The sequence below is a fragment of the Amycolatopsis sp. NBC_01488 genome (assembly GCF_036227105.1).
Classification (GTDB): domain Bacteria; phylum Actinomycetota; class Actinomycetes; order Mycobacteriales; family Pseudonocardiaceae; genus Amycolatopsis.
Window position 1 is genome coordinate 6,897,258 of the sequence record NZ_CP109434.1, and the last position, 20,086, is coordinate 6,917,343.

The window sequence follows — 20,086 nt, forward strand, 5'->3', positions numbered from 1 at the left end:
GGATGACCAAACACCGGCTCTTCTGGCCCGTGGTGGCGTTGCTGGCCCTGTTGCTGGGCGACCTCGTCGCGAGCCCCGCCTTCTTCTCGATCGAACTGCGCGACGGCCACCTCTACGGGAACCTCGTCGACATCCTCAAGAACGGCGCGCCGCTGATCCTCATCGCGATCGGCATGACACTCGTCATCGCCACCCGCGGCATCGACCTGTCGGTGGGCGCGGTCGTCGCGATCAGCGGCTCGCTCGCCTGCCTGTGGATCGCCGACCACCCGGACGGCGTGGGTGCCACGCTCGTCGCCGTCGGACTGGCGCTCGGCCTGTCCCTGGTGCTCGGGGTGTGGAACGGCTGGCTCGTCGCCGCGCTGGGCATCCAGCCCATCATCGCGACGCTCATCCTCATGGTCGCCGGCCGCGGGATCGCGCAGCTGATCAGCGGCGGGCAGATCATCACCATCAACTCCGGCCCGTACGAGTGGATCGGCAGCGGGTTCGTCGCCACCCTGCCCAGCGCGATCCTCATCGCCCTGGCCGTGTTCGTGCTCGCTTCGCTGCTGGTCCGCCGCTCCGCGCTCGGCATGCTCGTCGAAGCCGTCGGCGGCAACCCGGAAGCCAGCCGGCTGGCCGGGCTCCGCTCGGCGCGGCTGACCTGGCTCGTCTACGTCTTCTGCGGACTGTGCGCGGGCATCGCCGGGCTGATGATCAGCGCGAACGTGCACAGCGCCGACGCCAACCACGCCGGGCTGTTCATCGAACTCGACGCGATCCTCGCCGTCGTCGTCGGCGGCACCCAGCTGACCGGCGGCCGGTTCTCCCTCGGCGGCTCGGTGATCGGCGCGCTGCTCATCCAGACGCTGACCACCACCGTCTACGCCCTCGGCATCCCGCCCGAGTCGATCATGCTGTTCAAGGCCCTGGTCGTGCTCGCGGTGTGCCTGCTGCAGTCGCCCGCGTTCCGCCGCAAGCTCCGACGCCGCCGGACGCCGCGGCCCGGGCAACCGGCACCCACGTCCGCTCCGGAGAAGATCGAGGTCACGGCATGACCACGCTCGCCCGTGTCAAGGGCTACCGGCCGCAGCAGCGGCACGTCCCGATCCTGGCGACGATGGCGCTGCTGATCGCCGCGTACATCTTCGGCGCCGCCCAGTACGAGGCCTTCGGGTCCGGGCAGGTCGTGCTCGACCTGTTCATCAACAACGCCTTCCTGCTCGTGGTCGCGATCGGGATGACGTTCGTGATCCTCACCGGCGGCATCGACCTGTCGGTCGGCTCGGTGGTCGCACTGTCCACTGTGGTCTCCGGCGACCTGATGCAGAAGCACGGCTGGCCGGCGTACGCGGCGATGGCGGTGGTGCTGGTGCTCGGCGCGCTGCTCGGCGCCGGGATGGGCGCGCTCATCCACTTCTTCGAGATCCAGCCGTTCATCGCGACGCTGATCGGGATGTTCTTCGCCCGCGGGCTCTGCTACACGATCAGCACGGAGGCGTACTCGATCGACAACCCGACGATCGCCACCCTCGCCCAGACGCAGATCCCGCTCGGCGGGGAACTGCACATCTCGATCAGCGTGGTCGTCGCGCTGGTCGTGGTCGCCATCGCCGCCTACGTCCTGGCCTTCACGCGGTTCGGGCGCACGGTCTACTCGATCGGCGGCAACGCGCAGTCCGCGATGCTGATGGGCCTCAAGACCGGCCGCACCAAGATCGCGGTGTACACGATCAGCGGGTTCTGCTCGGCCCTCGGCGGGCTGTTGCTGGTGCTCTACAAGTCTTCGGGCGACCCGCTCAACGGCGTCGGCCTGGAGCTGACCGCGATCGCCGCGGTGGTCATCGGCGGCACCATCCTCACCGGCGGTTCCGGCTACGTGCTGGGCACCGTGCTCGGGATCATGGTGCTGGGCATCATCCAGACGCTGATCACCTTCGACGGCACCCTCAACTCCTGGTGGACCTCGATCATCACCGGGGCGCTGCTGTTCGTCTTCATCGTCCTGCAACGCCTCGTCACCCGACGGACCCGCTGACTGTGCGCCCTCATACTCGAAGGAGAGTCATGCTCCGCAGATTCCGGCGCCCCCTGGCCGTGCTCGCGGCCCTGGCCCTGTTCTCCGCCCTGCCCGTCACGGCGGCCGCGGCCGACCCGGACCCGGCGCTCGCCGGGCACTGGACGTTCGACGAGGGCAGCGGCACGACCGCCGCCGACACCGCGGGCAGCCACCCCGCCACCTTGAACCCCGGCGCGGGCTGGGCACCCGGCATCCGCGGCGGCGCACTGACCACCGACGGCGCGAGCGGGTTCGCCGACGCCGGCGCGCCCGTGCTGGACACGACCAAGAGCTTCTCCGTCAGCAGCTGGGTCAAGCTCGACAAGACGTCCGGCTACCAGACGTTCGTGAGCATCGACGGCACCCAGGTCAGCACCTTCTTCCTGCAGTTCCGCGACGACTCGCGCCGGTTCGCCTTCACCCGCCTCGCCGGGGACGCTCCGGCTGACGGCGTGGTCGCGGGCGCGAACTTCGACCCGGTCGCCGGCCAGTGGTACCAGCTCACCGGCGTGTTCGACGCTGCCGCGTCGACCCTCTCCCTGTACGTCGACGGCACCCGCCAGGCCACCGTCGCCGCGCCTGCGGGCTGGGCCGGGACCGGCCACCTGGTGATCGGCCGCGGCAAGTACGGCGGCAACCCGGTGGACTACGTCGACGGCACGATCGACGACGTCCGCGCCTACAGCGGCGCTCTCACCGCGGCCGAGGCCGCCCGCCTGGCCATCGCCGGGCACTGGACCCTCGACGAGGGCACCGGCACCACCGCGGCCGACGACTCCCTCGACGCGCGCACCGCCACCCTCACCGGCGGCGCGACCTGGGGTGACGGCGTCGTCGGCCCGCACGGCGCGGTCCTGAACGGCACCGACGCCGCGGTCGACGTCCCGGCGCCCGTCGTCGACACCGCGCAGAGCTTCTCCGTGTCGGCGTGGGTCAAGCCGACGGCCGCCAGCGGCTTCCGGACCGCGGTGAGCGTGGACGGCTCGACGATCAGCGGCTTCTACCTCCAGCGCGCCGCCGACGGCCGGTTCGCCTTCACCCGCCGCGCGGGCGACGGCGACACGGCGTCGTCCTCGGCGGTGTCGACCTTGCCCGCGCAGGCCGACCAGTGGCAGCACGTCGTCGGCGTCTACAACCGCGCCGCCGGCGCGCTTTCCCTGTACGTCAACGGAACGCTGCAGCAGAGCGTCCCGTTCACCACGCCGTGGACCGCCTCCGGGCACCTGGAGATCGGGCGCGGCAAGTGGGCGGGCAACCCCGTCGACTGGTTCGCCGGGGGCGTCGACGACGTCCGCGCGTACCCGACGCCGCTGACCGCGTCCGCCGTCGCCGCGCTGGCCGCGAGCGGGTCGTGGCACTTCGACGAGGGCGCGGGCACGGTCACGCGCGACTCTTCGGCCAACGCGGCCGACGGCACCCTGCGCGGCGCCACCTGGACCGCCGGTGCGGCGGGCAAGGCCGTCCTGCTCGACGGAAAGTCCACTGTGGACATGGGCACCTCGCCCGCGTTCGACACCGGCACCGGCTCGCTGTCCGTGGCCGCGTGGTTCCGCGCCACCGCGGACGGCACCCTCGTGGACCACGGCGACGGCTACGCGCTCGGCGTGACCGGCGGCAAGCTCACCGCCCGCGTCGGCACGATCCAGGCAACCACGACCGGCGGCGGCCTGGCCGACGGCACCTGGCACCACGCCGCACTCGTCCTCGACCGCGCGTCCCAGCGGCTCACGGTCTACGCCGACGGCGACGCGGCCGCGGTCACCAGCACCTGCGGCACGCCCACGGGCACGACCCTGGACGTCTCGGCCTGCCCGGCCTCCGGGAACAGCACCGCCGCGCTGACCGTCGGCGCCGGGTTCACCGGCGCGGTCGACGAGGTCGAGCTGCGCCGCTTCCCGCTCACCGCGGCCCAGATCGGCACCCTCGCCGGAGCGAACCAGCTGGCCGTGGACGCCAACGTCGTCCGCGCCAACACCCGGCCGACCACCTACGGCTCGATCCTCGAGGACATCAGCCACTCCGTCGAAGGCGGGCTCTACGCCGAGCTGGTCCGCAACCGCACCTTCAAGGAGAGCTACCAGGCGGGCAGCGGCGCGGGCAACACACCAGTCCCGTACTGGTCGCTGCTCACTTCGCCGGCCGCGAGCGGTACGTACGCGATCGACACCGCGACCCCGCTGAACACCGCGCTCGACCGATCACTGAAGCTCCACGCCGACACCGTTCCGGCCGGCGGACGCGTTGCTGCAGCGAACGTCGGCTACTACGGCGTCGCGGCGAAACCGTCCACGAAGTACACCGGCAGCTTCTTCGCGAAGGGCACGTGGACCGGCGCGGTCCGGGTCAGCCTGGAGAAGCCGGACGGCACCGTGCTGGCGAGCAAGGACGTCCAGCCGGTCGGCGCGAGCTGGGCGCAGCAGACCTTCAGCTTCACCACGCCGTCGACGATCACCGCGTCCACCGACAACCGGATCGTCGTGTCCCTGGTGGACAAGGGCAAGAAGGCCCTGTCCGGGGACGCCTGGTTCCAGCAGGTCTCGCTGTTCCCGCCGACCTTCAAGAACCACGGCGTCCGCATGGACCTCGGGCAGAAGCTCGCCGCGATGAAGCTCGGCCTGTTCCGCGTCCCCGGCGGCAACTACCTCGAAGGCAACACCCTCGACACGCGGTTCGCCTGGAAGAACACCATCGGCCCGCTCGAACAGCGGCCCGGCCACCAGAACACCGCGTGGGGCTACTGGTCCACCGACGGCTTCGGCATCCTCGACTACCTGAAGCTGGCCGAGGACATCGGCGCCCAGCCGCTGCTCGCGCTGTTCGCCGGCTACACCCTCAACGGCCAGCACGTCAGCCAGGCCGACTACCCGCAGTACGTCCAGGAGGCGCTCGACGAGATCGAGTACGCCATCGGCGACGCCTCCACGACGTGGGGCGCGAAGCGGGTGGCCGACGGGCACGCGGCGCCGTTCGACCTGCACTACGTCGAGGTCGGCAACGAGGACTGGTTCGACGGCTCGGGCAGCTACGCCTGGCGCTACACGGACATGTACAACGCGATCAAGGCGAAGTACCCGCAGCTGACGGTCGTCGCGACGACCGGCGGGCTGCAGGGCGGTGCCGCGTCGAGCACGTCGACCGGCGTGCGCCCGGACGCCGCGGACGACCACTACTACCAGTCGCCGCAGTGGTTCACGGACAACTCGACGCGCTACGACACCGCTGACCGGTCCGGCCCGGACATCCTCGTCGGCGAGTACGGCGCCCAGGACGGCCGGCCCACCGGCACCCTGGCCGCCGCCATCGGCGAGGCGAGCTTCCTCACCGGGCTGGAACGCAACAGCGACGTCGTCATCGGCTCGATGTACGCGCCGGTGCTGGTGCAGGAGAACCAGGCGAACTGGCCGGTGAACCTGATCGGCTTCGACGCCGGCAGCAGCTACGCCTCGCCGTCGTACTGGGTGCAGCAGATGTTCTCCAGCACGCTCGGCAAGCAGATCGTGACCAGCCGCCTCAACCAGGGCAGCCCGCTGCGGCAGGTGGTGAACGTGACCACCAAGGCAGGCAGGAAGACGTTCACGGTCAAGCTCGTCAACCCGACCGGCCAGGTGCAGACCGCACGGCTGGCGCTCACCGGCGTCACGGCGGTCGACGGCACCGGGACGCTCACCACGCTCACCGGCGACCCGGCGGCGCGCAACAGCCTCGCCTCGCCGACCGCCATCGTGCCGCAGACCAGGGAGATCACCGGGCTGGCCGCGACGTCGAAGCTGACGTTGCCCGCCAACTCCGTGACGACGCTGGTCCTCACCGGCCGCTAGAACCCCGGGGCGCGGCGCGCAGACCGCCGCCCGCGCCGCGCCCCGGTCACCAACAGGAGGGAGAGGACACCGTGGCAGAACCACTCACCGTCGGCGTCGACTTCGGCACGCTGTCGGGCCGCGCGGTGGTCGTGCGGGTCCGGGACGGGGCCGAACTCGGCTCCGCGGTTTTCGAGTACCCGCACGGGGTGCTCGACGAGACGCTGCCCGCCACCGGCCGCGCGCTGCCGCCGGACTGGGCGCTGCAGGTGCCCGCGGACTACGTCGGCGTCCTCCGCAACGCCGTACCGGCGGCGCTGCGGGACGCGGGCGCCGACCCCGCCGACGTCGTCGGCATCGGCACCGACTTCACCGCGTGCACGATGGTGCCGACGACCGCCGACGGCACGCCGCTGTGCGAGCTGCCCGAGTTCGAAGGCAGTCCACACGCGTACGTCAAGCTGTGGAAGCACCACTCCGCCCAGCCCCAGGCCGACCGCGTCAACGAGCTGGCCCGCACCCGCGGTGAGAAGTGGCTGCCGCGCTACGGCGGGCTGATCTCCTCGGAGTGGGAGTTCGCGAAGGCGCTTCAGGTGCTCGAAGAAGCCCCGGACGTCTACGCGGCGATGCGGCACTGGGTCGAGGCGGCCGACTGGATCGTCTGGCAGCTCACCGGCCGCTACGTCCGCAACGCCTGCACGGCCGGGTACAAGGGCATCCTCCAGGACGGCCAGTACCCCAGCCGTGACTTCCTCCGCGAGCTGGCACCGGGTTTCGAGTCGTTCGTGGCCGACAAGCTCGAACACCCGTTGGGGCAGCTCGGGTCCCGCGCGGGCAGCCTGACCGCGGAAGCCGCCGCCTGGACCGGGCTGCCCGAAGGCATCGCCGTCGCCGTTGGCAACGTTGACGCGCACGTCACCGCGCCGGCCGCGAACGCCGTCGAGCCCGGCCAGATGGTCGCGATCATGGGCACCTCGACGTGCCACGTGATGAACGGCGCCGAGCTGCGCGAGGTCCCCGGCATGTGCGGGGTCGTCGAAGGCGGGATCGTCCCCGGGCTGTGGGGCTACGAAGCCGGGCAGAGCGGCGTCGGCGACATCTTCGGCTGGTTCACCGAGCACTTCGCCCACGACGGGCACGCCGAACTCACCCGGCTGGCCGCCCAGCAGGAGATCGGCGAACACGGCCTGGTCGCCCTCGACTGGCACAGCGGCAACCGGTCGGTCCTCGTCGACCACGAACTGTCCGGCGTCATCGTCGGCCAGACGCTGGCCACCCGCGCCGAGGACGTCTACCGCGCACTGCTGGAAGCCACGGCGTTCGGCACGCGCAAGATCATCGAGACGTTCAACGCCGCCGGCGTCCCGGTCACCGAGCTGATCATCGCCGGCGGACTGATGAAGAACGCGCTGCTCATGCAGATCTACGCCGACGTCACGAACCTCCCACTGTCGGTCATCGGCTCCGAGCAGGGACCCGCCCTCGGCTCGGCCATCCACGCGGCCGTCGCGGCCGGAGCCCACGCCGACATCCGCGTGGCCGCCGCGGCCATGGGCTCGGTCGAGCGTGCGGTCTACCAGCCGGTGCCCGCGCACGTCGCCGCCTACGACGAGCTGTACGCCGAGTACACGACGCTGCACGACTACTTCGGCCGTGGCGGCAACGATGTCATGCACCGCCTCGCCGCCCGCCGCCGCGAAGTCGCGAAAGCCCTCACGAAGGGACGGTCCTGATGTCGCTGACCGACGAAGTCCTCGACACCGTCGCCGAACTGCGCGAGACCGTGGCGAACCTGCACGGTGAGCTGACCCGCAACGCGCTGGTCATCTGGACCGCGGGCAACGTCTCGGCCCGGGTACCCGGCCGAGAGCTGATGGTGATCAAGCCGTCGGGCGTGTCCTACGACGACCTGTCCGCCGACACCATGGTCGTCACCGACCTGCACGGCGAACTGGTGCACGGCGAACTGGCGCCGTCGTCCGACACCGCCGCGCACGCCTACGTCTACCGGCACCTGCCCGAAATCGGCGGCGTCGTCCACACGCACTCGACCTATGCCACGGCGTGGGCGGCCCGCGGCGAGCCCATCCCGTGCGTGCTCACGATGATCGCCGACGAGTTCGGCGGGGAGATCCCGGTCGGGCCCTTCGCCCTGATCGGCGACGACTCCATCGGCCGCGGCATCGTCGAAACGCTCCGCACCAGCCGCTCCAAGGCCGTGCTGATGCGCAACCACGGCCCGTTCACCGTCGGCCGCACCGCGCGCGACGCGGTCAAGGCGGCGGTGATGGTCGAGGACGTCGCCCGCACCGTGCACAAGGCCTTCGAGCTGGGCACGCCCGAACCCCTCCCCCCCGAGGACGTCGACCGGCTCTACGCCCGGTACCAGAACTTCTACGGCCAGCACTGAAACGTTTCGAGGAGAACGATGACCCGCGCGTCGAAACCCCAGCTCTGGTTCCTCACCGGGAGCCAGGCCCTCTACGGCGAGGAGACCCTCGAACAGGTCGCCGGCCAGTCCCTGCGCATCCAGCAGCTGCTGGCCTCTTCCGGCGGGCTGCCGGCCGAGATCGTCGGCAAGCCGGTGCTGACCGAGGCGTCGTCGATCCGCCGCGTGCTGCAGGAGGCCAACGCCGATGCCGCCTGCGTCGGCGTGATCGCGTGGATGCACACCTTCTCGCCGGCGAAGATGTGGATCACCGGGCTGGACGCGCTGCGCAAGCCGCTGCTGCACCTGCACACCCAGCTCAACGAAGCCCTGCCGTGGTCCACCATCGACATGGACTTCATGAACCTCAACCAGGCCGCGCACGGCGACCGCGAGTTCGGGTTCATCCAGACGCGCCTGGGCGTGCCGCGCAAGACCGTCGCCGGGCACGTCGGCGACCCGGCCGTCGTCGCGCGGATCGACGCGTGGGCGCGCGCCGCGATCGGCGCCGACCACCTGCGCAACCTCCGGCTCGCCCGGTTCGGCGACAACATGCGCGATGTCGCCGTCACCGAGGGGGACAAGGTCGAGGCCGAGCTGCGGTTCGGCGTGTCGGTCAACACCTACGGCGTGAACGACCTCGTCGAGCTGGTCGATCAAGTTTCCGATGTGGACTCGCTCGTAGCCCAGTACGCCGAGGATTACAACGTTGTGCCGGAGCTGGCGGCCGGGGGAGCGCGGCACGAGTCGCTGCGGTACGCCGCACGCATCGAAGCCGGGCTGCGGAAGTTCCTCACCGACGGCGGCTTCGGCGCGTTCACCACGAACTTCGAGGACCTCGGCGGCCTGCGCCAGCTGCCCGGCCTCGCCGTGCAGCGGCTGATGGCCGACGGCTACGGCTTCGGCGGCGAGGGCGACTGGAAGACGTCGGCGCTGCTGGCGGCGGTCAAGGCGATGGGTGTCGGGGCCGGGCGGGGCACCTCGTTCATGGAGGACTACACCTACCACTTCGGGCCGGGCACGCCGAAGATCCTCGGCGCGCACATGCTCGAGGTCTGCCCCAGCATCGCCGCCGCGAAGCCGTCCTGCGAGATCCACGCGCTCGGCATCGGCGGCCGCGAGGACCCGGTCCGGCTGGTGTTCGACGCCGCGCCCGGGCCCGGCGTCACGCTCGGCCTGGTCGACCTCGGCGACCGGTTCCGCCTGGTGGCCAACGAAATCGAGGTCGTCGAGCCGGACGAGCCGCTGCCGAACCTGCCGGTGGCGCGCGCGGTGTGGGAGCCGGCGCCGTCGCTGGCGACGTCCGCGGAGTCGTGGATCACCGCGGGCGGCCCGCACCACACCGTGCTCACCCAGGCCGTGAGCACCGAAACCCTCCGCGACTTCGCGAACCTGCTCGGCGTCGAGCTGCTCGTGATCGACCAGGACACCACCCCGCACGACTTCGCCGACCGCATCCGCTGGAACCAGGCGTATCACCGGCTCGCTCAGGGCTTCTGAGAAAGGAAAAGAGAACAATGAAGTTCAGCAGAACAATCGCGGCGGTCGCCGCCGCGGGGCTCGTGCTCACGCTGTCGGCGTGCGGCTCGAGCCAGAAGACCGCCGACCAGACGGCGGCGCCCGGCGCCGGCGCGGCGGGCAGCCTGGTCGGCGTCACCATGCCGACGAAGTCGTCGGAGCGCTGGATCCACGACGGCGACAACATCAAGGCCGCTCTGGAAAAGCTCGGCTACAAGGTCGACCTGCAGTACGCCGAGAACGACATTCCCACTCAGGTGAACCAGATCGAGAACCAGATCACCAAGGGCGCCAAGCTGCTGGTCATCGCCTCGATCGACGGCACCGCGATCACCACCCAGCTGCAGGAGGCGGCCGACAAGAAGATCCCGGTCATCGCCTACGACCGGCTGATCCGCAACTCGCCCAACGTCGACTACTACGCGACCTTCGACAACTTCAAGGTCGGCGTCGAGCAGGCGAACTCGCTGGTCAAGGGACTGGGTGACGGACCGGGGCCGTTCAACATCGAGCTGTTCGCCGGGTCGCCCGACGACAACAACGCCACGTTCTTCTTCAACGGCGCGATGTCCGTGCTCAAGCCCCTGATGGACAGCGGCAAGCTGGTCGTCAAGAGCGGGCAGACCGACTTCGCCCGCGCGGCCATCCTGCGCTGGGACCCGGCCACCGCGCAGCGGCGCATGGAGGACCTGCTCACCAAGACCTACACCGGCGGCGCGAAGGTCGCGGGCGTGCTCTCGCCGTACGACGGCCTGTCGATCGGCATCCTCTCGGCACTGAAGAGCAACGGCTACGGCACCGCCGGCCAGCCGTACCCGGTCGTCACCGGGCAGGACGCCGAGGTCGCCTCGGTCAAGTCCATCATCGCCGGCGAGCAGTACTCGACGATCTTCAAGGACACCCGCATCCTCGCCGACACCACGGTGAAGATGGCCGACGCGGTGCTCAAGGGCGGCAAGCCGGAGGTCAACAACACCAAGGACTACGACAACGGCAAGAAGGTCGTCCCGTCGTACCTGCTCCAGCCGGTGACCGTGGACAAGACCAACTACCAGAAGGAACTGGTCGACTCGGGCTACTACACGGCAGGTCAGCTGAAATGACCGAACTGCTCGGCATGCGCGGGATCACCAAGACCTTCCCCGGGGTCAAGGCGCTGTCCGACGTCACGCTTTCCGTGCGCCAAGGGGAGATCCACGCGATCTGCGGGGAGAACGGCGCCGGGAAGTCCACCCTGATGAAGGTGCTCTCGGGCGTCTACCCCCACGGGACGTACGACGGCGAGATCACTTTCGACGGGCAGCGGTGCGAGTTCGGGTCGGTGCGCGACAGCGAACGGCGCGGGATCGTGATCATCCACCAGGAGCTCGCGCTGTGCGGCCAGCTGTCGATCGCGGAGAACATCTTCCTCGGCAACGAGCAGGGCAAGCGCGGCTGGATCGACTGGAACCGCACCAACCACGAGGCCGGCGCGCTGCTCGAGCGCGTCGGCCTCGCCGAAAACCCGGTGACCCCGGTCCGCGACCTCGGCGTCGGCAAGCAGCAGCTGGTCGAGATCGCCAAGGCACTGTCCAAGGAGGTCCGGCTGCTGATCCTCGACGAGCCCACCGCGGCGCTCAACGACGAGGACTCGGCCCACCTGCTGGAGCTGCTGCGCGGGCTGCGCGACGACGGCGTGACGTGCGTGATCATCTCGCACAAGCTCGGCGAGGTGACGGCGATCGCCGACACCGTCACGATCCTGCGCGACGGCAAGACGATCGAAACGCTCGACGCCGCCGGGCTGACGGAAGAGCGGATCATCACCGGGATGGTCGGCCGCGACCTCGAGCACCGGTTCCCGCCCCGGGAGCCGGACATCGGCGAAGAGGTGCTGCGGATCGAGGACTGGACCGTGCACAGCCCCACCCAGGCCGGCCGGGTCGTCGTCGACCACGCGTCGCTTTCGCTGCGGCGCGGGGAGATCGTCGGGCTGGCCGGCCTGATGGGCGCGGGCCGCACCGAGCTCGCGATGAGCGTGTTCGGCCGGTCCTACGGCAAGGACATCTCCGGGAAAATCCTCAAGCACGGCCAGGAGATCGACGTCCGGTCGGTGCGCGACGCCGTCCGCCACGGCATCGCGTACGCCACCGAGGACCGGAAGCGCTACGGGCTCAACCTGATCGAGGACATCCAGCGCAACGTGTCCGCGGCCGGGCTGGGCAAGCTGGCGAAGCGCGGCTGGGTCAACGAGCACGCCGAGCACGACACCGCGTCCCGGTACCGCCGGGATCTGCGGATCAAGGCGCCGAGCGTGCAGAGCGTCACCGGCAAGCTCTCCGGCGGCAACCAGCAGAAGGTCGTGCTGGCCAAGTGGATCTTCACCGACCCGGACGTGCTGATCCTCGACGAGCCGACCCGCGGCATCGACGTCGGCGCGAAGTTCGAGATCTACACGATCATCAACTCCCTCGCCGCGCAGGGGAAGGCCGTGCTGGTGATCTCCTCCGAGCTGCCGGAGCTGCTCGGGCTCTGCGACCGGATCTACGCGCTGTCGGCGGGGCGGATCACCGGCGAGGCCACGCGCGAACAAGCCACCCAGGAACTGCTCATGCAGTACATGACGAAGGAACGGGAATGACCACGACCGACGCGCGGCCGGCCGCGCCCCCGGCCGAGCGCGCCAAGCGGCGGATCTCGATCAACCCGCGCCAGAGCGGCATCTACGTCGCGTTCGCGCTGATCGTGGTGCTGTTCGAGGTGCTCACCGGCGGCGCGCTGCTGGAACCGCAGAACATCTCCAACATCATCGTGCAGAACTCCTACGTGCTGATCCTCGCGATCGGGATGATCCTGGTGATCATCTCCGGGCACATCGACCTGTCCGCCGGCTCGGTCGTCGCGATGACCGGCGCGGTGTCGGCGGTGCTGATGGTGAACTGGCACCTGCCGTGGTTCTGGGCGGTGCTGGTCACCCTCGTCGTCGGCGCGGTGATCGGCGCTTGGCAGGGCTATTGGGTGGCGTACTTCGGGATCCCGGCGTTCATCGTGACGCTCGCCGGAATGCTGGCGTTCCGGGCGCTGACCCTGACGGTGCTGGGCAACCAGGGCATCGGGCCGTTCCCGGACGCCATCCGCACGCTGTCCAACGGCTTCACCGACGGCTACCTGGGCAACATCGGCCTCGGCCCGCTCGGTGGCGCCGACCTGGTCTCGCTGCTCGCCGGCGTCGCCGCGGTGGCCGGGATCGCGTTCACCCAGTGGCGCAAACGTGCGGCGCGCGTGGGCTACGGCCAGGACGTCGACCCGTTGCCGGTGTTCGTGCTGAAGATCGCCGGGATCGCGGTGCTGGTGCTGGCGCTGGTGGTGCAGCTGGCGCGGTTCAAGAACCTGCCGTGGGTGCTGATCCTGCTGTCGGTGCTGGTGCTCGGCTACTCGCTGGTGGCCGGGAAGTCGGTGTTCGGGCGGCACATCTACGCCGTGGGCGGCAACCTGCAGGCCGCGACGCTCTCGGGCGTCAAGGTCAAGTCGGTGACGTTCTGGATCTTCGTCAACATGGGCGTGCTGGCGGCGCTGGCCGGGATCATCTTCGCGGGCCGGCTCAACCAGGCGGGCCCGACGGCGGGCGTCAACTTCGAGCTGGACGCGATCGCCGCGGCGTTCATCGGCGGCGCGGCCGTCCAGGGTGGCGTCGGCAAGGTGGTCGGCGCGATCACCGGTGGCCTGATCATGGCGGTGATCAACAACGGGATGTCCCTGATCGGCGCGCCGAGCGAGCGGGTGATGCTGGTGAAGGGCGTCGTGCTGCTCGCGGCCGTGGCGTACGACATCTGGACGAAACGCCGCGCGGCTTCCTGAGTTCCGCGTCGAAAGGGGCTTTCTCGTTCGACGGGAAAGCCCCTTTCGTTTTCGAAGTTCTCGAATTGCTTGACCGGGTGGTAACGGGACGGTCATAGTGCTGGTGAATCCCTGACCAGTGGAGGACATTCCCCATGCACAATGCCGTGCGTTCCCTTGTGGTTTCCTTGACCGTGGCCGCTTCCGTGGCCACCTCGGCCGGTGTCGCTTCGGCCGCGACGTGGTCGTCTTCGGACAACTGGGCGACCTGGTCCAACGGTGGTTACACCGTCCGCAACGACGTCTGGGGCAGTGGGGCCGGGCCGCAGACCATCTGGGCGAATTCGTATTCCAACTGGGGTGTCTGGTCGAATCAGCCGAACACCGGCGGGGTGAAGTCGTACCCGCATTCGGCGAAGAACGTCGGCAAGAAGCTCAGCGCGCTCGGGAAGGTGTCGAGCAGTTTCAACGTCACTCGCCCCGGCAGCGGGGCGTACGAAACCGCCTACGACATCTGGGCGGACAACAACGCCTACGAAACCATGCTGTGGATGGACAAGCAGGGCGCGGTCGGCCCGCTCGGGAGCAAGCAGACCACGGCGACGGTCGGCGGCCACACCTGGGACGTCTACAAGGGATCGAACGGGTCGAACGCGGTCTTCTCGTTCGTCCGCACCTCGAACACCGACGCGGGCACGGTCGACGTCCTGGCGGTGCTGAACTGGATCCGTGCCCACGGCTGGTTCGGCGACGTGACGCTCGGCGAAGTCCAGTTCGGCTTCGAGATCACCTCGTCCGCCGGTGGCCTGAACTTCACCTCGAACAGCTACTCCGTCACCACGTCCTGACCCGGCCGGTCGTGAGTGAGAAACAGGGTTAGAACACTGTTTCTCACTCACGACCGCTTGGTCACTGGGAGCAGTGCTTGCCGGTGTTGATGCAGTTGACCACCTGGTTCATCAGCCGCTGGCCCATGACGTTCGCGAAGTCGTCGTGGTCCGAGCGGGGGTTGTGCTTCTCCTGCGGGAAGGCGTCCACTTTGTACTGGCCCTTCACCTGGATGTCGTGCGGGATGTCGTAGACCAGCTTGATGACCAGCTGCGGCACGTTCTTGAACCCCTGCGGGCACTTGCCCTGCTGGTCGGCGAACACGATGTGGGTGCGGTGGTTCGCGCTGTCGATGTTCTTGCCGTCCCAGCAGTTCGGGAACGCGTGGATCCGCTCGACCTTGCTGTTCGCCGGGCAGATCGGGTAGTGGTCGGTGAGCCGGTCCTCGAACCCGGTGCAGGTCCAGCTGGGCCGGGCGTTGGCCGGGCCATTGGTGCTCTCCTTGGCGTCGCCGTAGAGGATCCGCAGGAACTGCGGCATCGCGACGACCTTGCTCGCGCCGCCGCTGGTGAAGGTGATCGTCGCCGAGCGGACACGCTGGATCGTGCCGTCGTTGCCGGCCACCTCGTTCTTGTCGTTGACGCCGGGCAGCTCCGCGGGCGTGCCGGCGCTGTTCTGGCCGCCGTTGTCGAGGCCGCCCTTCCCGCTCTGCTTGAGCACGCAGGCCGCGAGCCCGCCCAGGTTCGTCGGCTTCGCCGCGCGGCGCCCGATCGCGATGGCGATCCGGTCGATCGTCGCGGTGCGCTTGTCCTTCAGCGGCCCGACGACGGCGTTCTGGATGTCCTGGGGCGTCTTCAGGTCGCCGTTCGCGATGCGCGCGTTCGCCTCGTCGATCTGCGTGTCGAGCAGGTCGAGGTTGCGGTTGACCTCGTCCATGGCCTGGTCCGGGACGTCGGGGAGCTTGCTCGCGACGTCCGGGCAGTCGACCTGGCTGCTCGCCTTGTCGGTCGCGCTCCCGGCGCGGTCGGGCTGGGTGGCGGGCGGGTTCTTCTCCGCCTCACCGGTGTCGATGCGGACCACGGGCCAGAAGTAGGCGGACTTGTCGCCGTTCTTGCAGGTGGTGCCGGCCTTGGCGAGGCTCTTGTTGTTCGAGTCGGCGTTCGTCGAAAGGTTGCCGACGTAGTCGTGCAGGTGCTGGGCGCCGTTTTTGACGCTCGGCTGGGCGATGAAGTTGTCGGGGTTGAAGTGGCCGTTCTCGTTGCGGCCGCAGTCCACGGTGAACGTGCCGCGCGCACCCTTCTGCTGCAGCGCTTTGTTCACGTTAACACCAGCGGGGACCTTGGCGATGTCGAGGAAGAACGACGCGTCGGCGGGATCCGCGCTGGCTTCGCCGGTGCGCCCGGCGGTGGTGGCGACGACGATCCCGCCGACCGCGAGCGCGAGCGCGAGGCCGCCGGTCGCGATCTTGGTGCGGCGGGTGATGCGATGTCTGCCCGTGGCGGGGGAGGTTTTCCGGGGCATGGTCACCTTCTTCGGTTTTCCGGGCACGCCGACGACAGCTGCGTGCCCGGGTGGGGAGACGCGCGGAACCCGGGGAAGTGCCACCGTGGGCGCGGAAATCGGGGAACCGCGCCCGGTGTCACTGGTTCCGGCACTGGCTGAAACGGCCGTGGCGGAAACCCGGTTCAAAGCGGCCGCCGCGCGTTACCGTTTCGTTATTTATGGAACCTGAAGGAAGTTCACGTCAGATCGTGTGATCGTTAACATCGGCTCCATGTCCGCGGACGACGCAGGTCCTGTCAGTGCCCCGGCCCGACGGGGCACGCTCGGCGTGATCGCCACGGGGGCCGCGGCGTCGGGGCCGGTCCTCAACGGCCTGCGCGCGGCCGCGCGGGAACACGGGTACGCGCTCGTCGTCTTCAGCGTGCCGGAACGCGGCCGGTCCGCGGTGCCGGCCGCCGTGGCGGGCCTGCGGTTGCAGGGGGTGGCGGGGGTCGTCCTGCTCGACCCGCACGCCGCCGCCGACCTGCCGCCGGTCATCGGCGTCCCGTTCGTCCCGGCCGCGTCCGCCGACCAGGGCGAAGGCGCGCGAAGGGCCACCGAACACCTCCTCGACATCGGCCACCCGACGGTCTGGCACGTCGGCGGCCCCGAAGACGGGCCGATCGCCCGCGCCCGTGAACGCGGCTGGCGGGAAACCCTCGAACGCCACGGCGCCGAGGTGCCCCCGGTGGTCCGCGGCGACTGGTCGGCCCGCTCCGGCTACCGGGCCGGGCAGTCCCTCGCCGTCGAAGCGGGGGTGTGCGCCGTGTTCACGGCCAACGACCACATGGCACTCGGTCTCCTCGCAGCGTTCGCCGAAGCCGGCATGCGCGTGCCGCGCGACGCCCACGTCGTCGGCTTCGACGACGTCCCGGAGGCGGCGTACTTCGCACCGCCGCTGACCACGGTCCGCCAGGACTTCGTCGCCGCGGGCCGCGAGACGATGGCGGTGCTCGCGGCCCGGATCGACGGGCTCGCGGCCCCGGGCGGCGGCGTGGTCCGGACCGAACTGGTGGTGCGGGAGAGCAGCCGCCCGGCCCGCAGGTGAGCGGAGGCGTCAATCTCGCAGTGGGGTTCCCCGCAGGTTCGCCGGGACCGCGAAATCCGGTACGGCAAACCGTTCGCGGGGCCGCCGCCGGTTCGTCCGGAACCACCCTAAAGCTCGAGCCGGTCGCCGAGGTCGCGGATGTGGTCGGCGTCGCCGCAGCCGAGGCCCAGCTGGCGGCGGCGCTCCGCCACGAACGCGCGGCCGAGACCCGTGCGGTCCGAGGTGGACATCGTGCGGCGCAGGTCGTTCAGCAGTCCGCGTTCCTCGCCGCGGACGTGCGCGTCGACGACGTTCTCCAGCCGCAGCAACGCCTTGTCGAAGTCGGCGGCTTCGAGAACGCCCAGGAGGTCGTCCGCGAACGGCGTCCCGGGGGAGTCCGGGCGGACGATCCGCTCGGTCGCCGTCGCGTGGGCGACGAGCAGCGCCGCCAGCTCGTCGACCAGGGCCGGGCGGTCGGCCTCGGCGTTGCGCAGGTCGCGGAACAGCTGCTCGAACCGGCGGTGGTCGGCCAGCAGCACCTCGATCAGGTCGGACCCGGGCGCGACCGCGGCCGGGCCCGGGCGCATCCAGCCGAACGTCAGCTCGACCGCCTGGCGCCAGTGCGCGTACTCGGAGTCGCGGCGGGCCGGGTCCATCGCCGGCAGCCACTGCCCGGCCCGGTGCCAGTTGCGCCGCAGCCCCTCGAGGTCCGGCCAGTACCCGACGGACAGCCCGGCCGCGTAGGCCGCGCCGAGCGAGACCGTCTCCGCCACCATCGGGCGGACCACCGGCACGTCGAGGACGTCCGCGATGCACTGCATCAGCAGGTTGTCGGCGGTCATCCCGCCGTCGACCTTCAACGTCGAGAGCGCCAGCCCGGAGTCGGCGTTCATCGCGTCGACGACCTCGCGGGTCTGCCAGCCGGTGGCCTCCAGCACCGCCCGCGCCAGGTGGCCCTTCGTGATGTAGGACGTCAGTCCGGCGATCACGCCCCGGGCCTCGCTGTGCCAGTGCGGCGCGAACAGCCCGGAGAACGCGGGCACGATGTAGCAGCCGCCGTTGTCCTCGACCGTCCGGGCGAGGGTCTCGATCTCCGGCGCGCTGCCGATCAGCTCGAGCCCGTCGCGGAACCACTGCACCAGCGACCCGGTGACGGCGATCGACCCCTCCAGCGCGTACACCGCCGGTTCGTCACCGATCTTGAACCCGACGGTGGTGAGCATGCCGTGGGTGGACAGCACGGGCGTCGAACCGGTGTTGAGCAGCAGGAAGCTGCCGGTGCCGTACGTGCACTTCGCCTCGCCAGGCGCGAAGCAGGTCTGGCCGAACAGCGCCGCCTGCTGGTCGCCGAGCGCCGCCGCGATCCGGATGCCGGGCACGACGCGCGAGGTGGTGCCGTAGACCTCGGTCGAGGACCGGATTTCCGGCAGCATCGCGCGCGGGACGTCGAAGAAGTCGAGCAGCTCGTCGTCCCAGTTGAGGGTGCGCAGGTTCATCAGCATGGTGCGCGAGGCGTTGGTGACGTCGGTGACGTGCACGCCGCCCTCGCTGCCGCCGGTGAGGTTCCAGATCAGCCAGCTTTCGATGGTGCCGAAGAGGACGTCACCGCGTTCGGCGCGTTCGCGCAGGCCCGGGGTGCGTTCGAGCAGCCAGCGGACGCGCGGCGCGGAGAAGTAGGTCGCCAGCGGGAGGCCGCACAGCTGCCGGACGCGATCGACGCCCGGCTCGCGGGCCAGCTGTTCGAGCATGGCGTCGGTGCGGGTGTCCTGCCAGACGATCGCCCGCCCGATCGGGTTGCCGGTGTGCCGGTCCCACAGGACGGTGGTCTCGCGCTGGTTGGCGATGCCCAGCCCGACGACCTGTTCCGCGGTCGCGCCGGCGTCGGCGAGGGCCTGCGGCACGATCCGGGCGAGGTTCCGCCAGATTTCGACGGCGTCGTGCTCGACCCAGCCGGGACGGGGGAAGTGCTGCTGGTGCTCGCGCTGCACGACGGAGACGAGCCGCCCGCGCGCGTCGAACAGGATGCACCGGGTGGAGGTGGTGCCCTGGTCGATGGACATCACGTACCGCTGGACCACGTGCGCACCTCCTTGACGATCGTGCCGCGCCGGCCGGCGCCGAACGGCCGCGGCGAGCGCCCGCGTGCCCCGCCGGGCACGTGCTCGCCGGGGCGCCGCCGGCGGCGAGTCCGGGGCACCCGCACCTCCCTCACCATCGGGACGCGCCCAGATCGCGGGACACCGCACGGGCGGCGTCGCGGACGTGGCCCAGCAGCCTCGGGTTCGGGCCGCCGTCCGGCTCGCAGAGGCGCTCGACCGCGCCGAACACGCCGATCGCACCCACCACGATGCCGCCGTGGCCGCGGATCGGCGCCGCGATCCCCGCCTCGCCGGAGATCATCTCGCCGTTCTCCACCGCCCAGCCCGCTTCACGTACCTTCGCACACGCGCGCTTGATCGCCGTCTGCGTGACCAGCGTGCGGCGCGTGTACGACTCCGGGGTCGCCTTCAGCGTCGTGTCGTAGGCCAGCAGCACCTTGCCCAGCGCCGTCGCGTGCAGCGGCAGGAGCGTGCCGACGTCCAGGGTCTGCAGGCTGTCGTCCGGCCGGAACACGTGGTGCACGACGAGCACGCGGCCTTCGAGGGGCGCGCCGATCCGGACCGCTTCGCCGCTGCGTGACGCCAGCGCGTCGGCCCAGTTGATCGCGCGGGAGCGCAGCTCGTTGACGTCGAGGTAGCTCGTGCCCAGGTGCAGCAGCGCCGCGCCGAGCTGGTACTTGCCCGTGTCGCGGTCCTGCTCGACGAACCCGACGCCCTGCAGCGTGCGCAGGATCCCGTGCGCGGTGCCCTTGGCCAGCTCGAGCGATTCGGCGATCTCGCCGACGCCGAGACGGCCCGAGCCGCGCGCCAGCAAGCGCAGGATCGCGGCGGCGCGCTCGATGGACTGGATCGGACCGGGCACGGCGCGACCCTACTGGATCGAGCGTTGCCAATCCGACCGGCAGTCACGGCGGAACACGTCCCGTTGAGTAAATTCGCTCCGGTTCGGGTCCGCCTGCTTTCGGCCGGATTGGTCACCTGACCGGCCCG

15 protein-coding genes are annotated in these 20,086 nt (G+C 70.3%); 11 read left to right on the forward strand and 4 right to left on the reverse strand.

What is annotated here, in order from left to right; all coding sequences use genetic code 11:
* The first annotated feature begins 2 nt into the window (after window positions 1-2).
* The 10 genes from OG738_RS32825 (at window position 3) to OG738_RS32870 (ending at window position 14,448) form a co-directional block, all read left to right on the forward strand.
* The gene (locus tag OG738_RS32825) at window positions 3-1,040 is read left to right on the forward strand and encodes an ABC transporter permease (RefSeq protein ID WP_329046842.1); all 1,038 of its coding nucleotides are present in this window, start codon (window positions 3-5) and stop codon (window positions 1,038-1,040) included.
* On the forward strand, window positions 1,037-2,020 hold the full coding sequence (gene yjfF, locus OG738_RS32830) for a galactofuranose ABC transporter, permease protein YjfF (RefSeq protein WP_329046844.1): 984 nt from the start codon (window positions 1,037-1,039) through the stop codon (window positions 2,018-2,020). The genes OG738_RS32825 and yjfF overlap by 4 nt, the downstream gene beginning before the upstream one ends.
* A 29-nt stretch (window positions 2,021-2,049) precedes the next feature.
* Complete coding sequence (locus OG738_RS32835; protein ID WP_329046846.1) at window positions 2,050-5,859, forward strand: LamG-like jellyroll fold domain-containing protein; 3,810 nt, start codon at window positions 2,050-2,052, stop codon at window positions 5,857-5,859.
* 71 nt (window positions 5,860-5,930) lie between these two features.
* Window positions 5,931-7,571 (forward strand): ribulokinase, encoded by a 1,641-nt coding sequence (gene araB, locus OG738_RS32840; protein WP_329046849.1) that lies wholly within the window; start codon window positions 5,931-5,933, stop codon window positions 7,569-7,571.
* Window positions 7,571-8,248 (forward strand): L-ribulose-5-phosphate 4-epimerase, encoded by a 678-nt coding sequence (locus tag OG738_RS32845; protein WP_329046852.1) that lies wholly within the window; start codon window positions 7,571-7,573, stop codon window positions 8,246-8,248. Before araB ends, OG738_RS32845 begins: the two co-directional genes overlap by 1 nt.
* Window positions 8,249-8,266: 18 nt before the next feature.
* The gene (araA, locus tag OG738_RS32850; protein ID WP_329046855.1) at window positions 8,267-9,766 is read left to right on the forward strand and encodes an L-arabinose isomerase; all 1,500 of its coding nucleotides are present in this window, start codon (window positions 8,267-8,269) and stop codon (window positions 9,764-9,766) included.
* A 17-nt stretch (window positions 9,767-9,783) separates the two neighbouring features.
* Complete coding sequence (gene chvE, locus OG738_RS32855; RefSeq protein WP_329046858.1) at window positions 9,784-10,887, forward strand: multiple monosaccharide ABC transporter substrate-binding protein; 1,104 nt, start codon at window positions 9,784-9,786, stop codon at window positions 10,885-10,887.
* Window positions 10,884-12,404, forward strand: a complete 1,521-nt coding sequence (mmsA, locus tag OG738_RS32860; RefSeq protein WP_329046859.1) for a multiple monosaccharide ABC transporter ATP-binding protein — start codon at window positions 10,884-10,886, stop codon at window positions 12,402-12,404. Before chvE ends, mmsA begins: the two co-directional genes overlap by 4 nt.
* Window positions 12,401-13,621 (forward strand): multiple monosaccharide ABC transporter permease, encoded by a 1,221-nt coding sequence (gene mmsB, locus OG738_RS32865; protein ID WP_329046861.1) that lies wholly within the window; start codon window positions 12,401-12,403, stop codon window positions 13,619-13,621. The genes mmsA and mmsB overlap by 4 nt, the downstream gene beginning before the upstream one ends.
* Before the next feature lie 134 nt (window positions 13,622-13,755).
* Complete coding sequence (locus OG738_RS32870) at window positions 13,756-14,448, forward strand: glycoside hydrolase family 12 protein (RefSeq protein WP_329046863.1); 693 nt, start codon at window positions 13,756-13,758, stop codon at window positions 14,446-14,448.
* 61 nt (window positions 14,449-14,509) lie between these two features.
* Here the strand turns inward: OG738_RS32870 and OG738_RS32875 are convergent, their stop codons facing one another.
* Window positions 14,510-15,949 carry a DUF1996 domain-containing protein gene (locus OG738_RS32875; protein WP_329046865.1) on the reverse strand — a complete coding sequence of 480 codons (1,440 nt, stop codon included), beginning with the start codon at window positions 15,947-15,949 and terminating at the stop codon, window positions 14,510-14,512.
* Window positions 15,950-16,202: 253 nt separating this feature from the next.
* On the opposite strand from OG738_RS32875, the gene OG738_RS32880 reads away from it, so the two are divergent.
* Window positions 16,203-17,018 carry a substrate-binding domain-containing protein gene (locus OG738_RS32880; protein ID WP_329046867.1) on the forward strand — a complete coding sequence of 272 codons (816 nt, stop codon included), beginning with the start codon at window positions 16,203-16,205 and terminating at the stop codon, window positions 17,016-17,018.
* A 107-nt stretch (window positions 17,019-17,125) separates the two neighbouring features.
* Here the strand turns inward: OG738_RS32880 and glpK are convergent, their stop codons facing one another.
* Genes glpK through OG738_RS32895 form a run of 3 tightly spaced genes read right to left on the reverse strand, consistent with a single transcriptional unit; the run spans window position 17,126 to window position 19,958 of the window.
* A complete protein-coding gene (gene glpK / locus OG738_RS32885; protein WP_329046869.1) occupies window positions 17,126-19,075 on the reverse strand; it encodes a glycerol kinase GlpK in 1,950 nt (649 codons plus the stop codon).
* Window positions 19,057-19,194, reverse strand: coding sequence for a hypothetical protein (locus OG738_RS32890; protein WP_329046871.1), 138 nt, complete (start codon window positions 19,192-19,194; stop codon window positions 19,057-19,059). The genes glpK and OG738_RS32890 overlap by 19 nt, the downstream gene beginning before the upstream one ends.
* 11 nt (window positions 19,195-19,205) lie before the next feature.
* Window positions 19,206-19,958: an IclR family transcriptional regulator gene (locus OG738_RS32895; protein WP_329046873.1), complete on the reverse strand. Its 753-nt coding sequence runs from the start codon at window positions 19,956-19,958 to the stop codon at window positions 19,206-19,208.
* Window positions 19,959-20,086 lie beyond the last annotated feature (128 nt).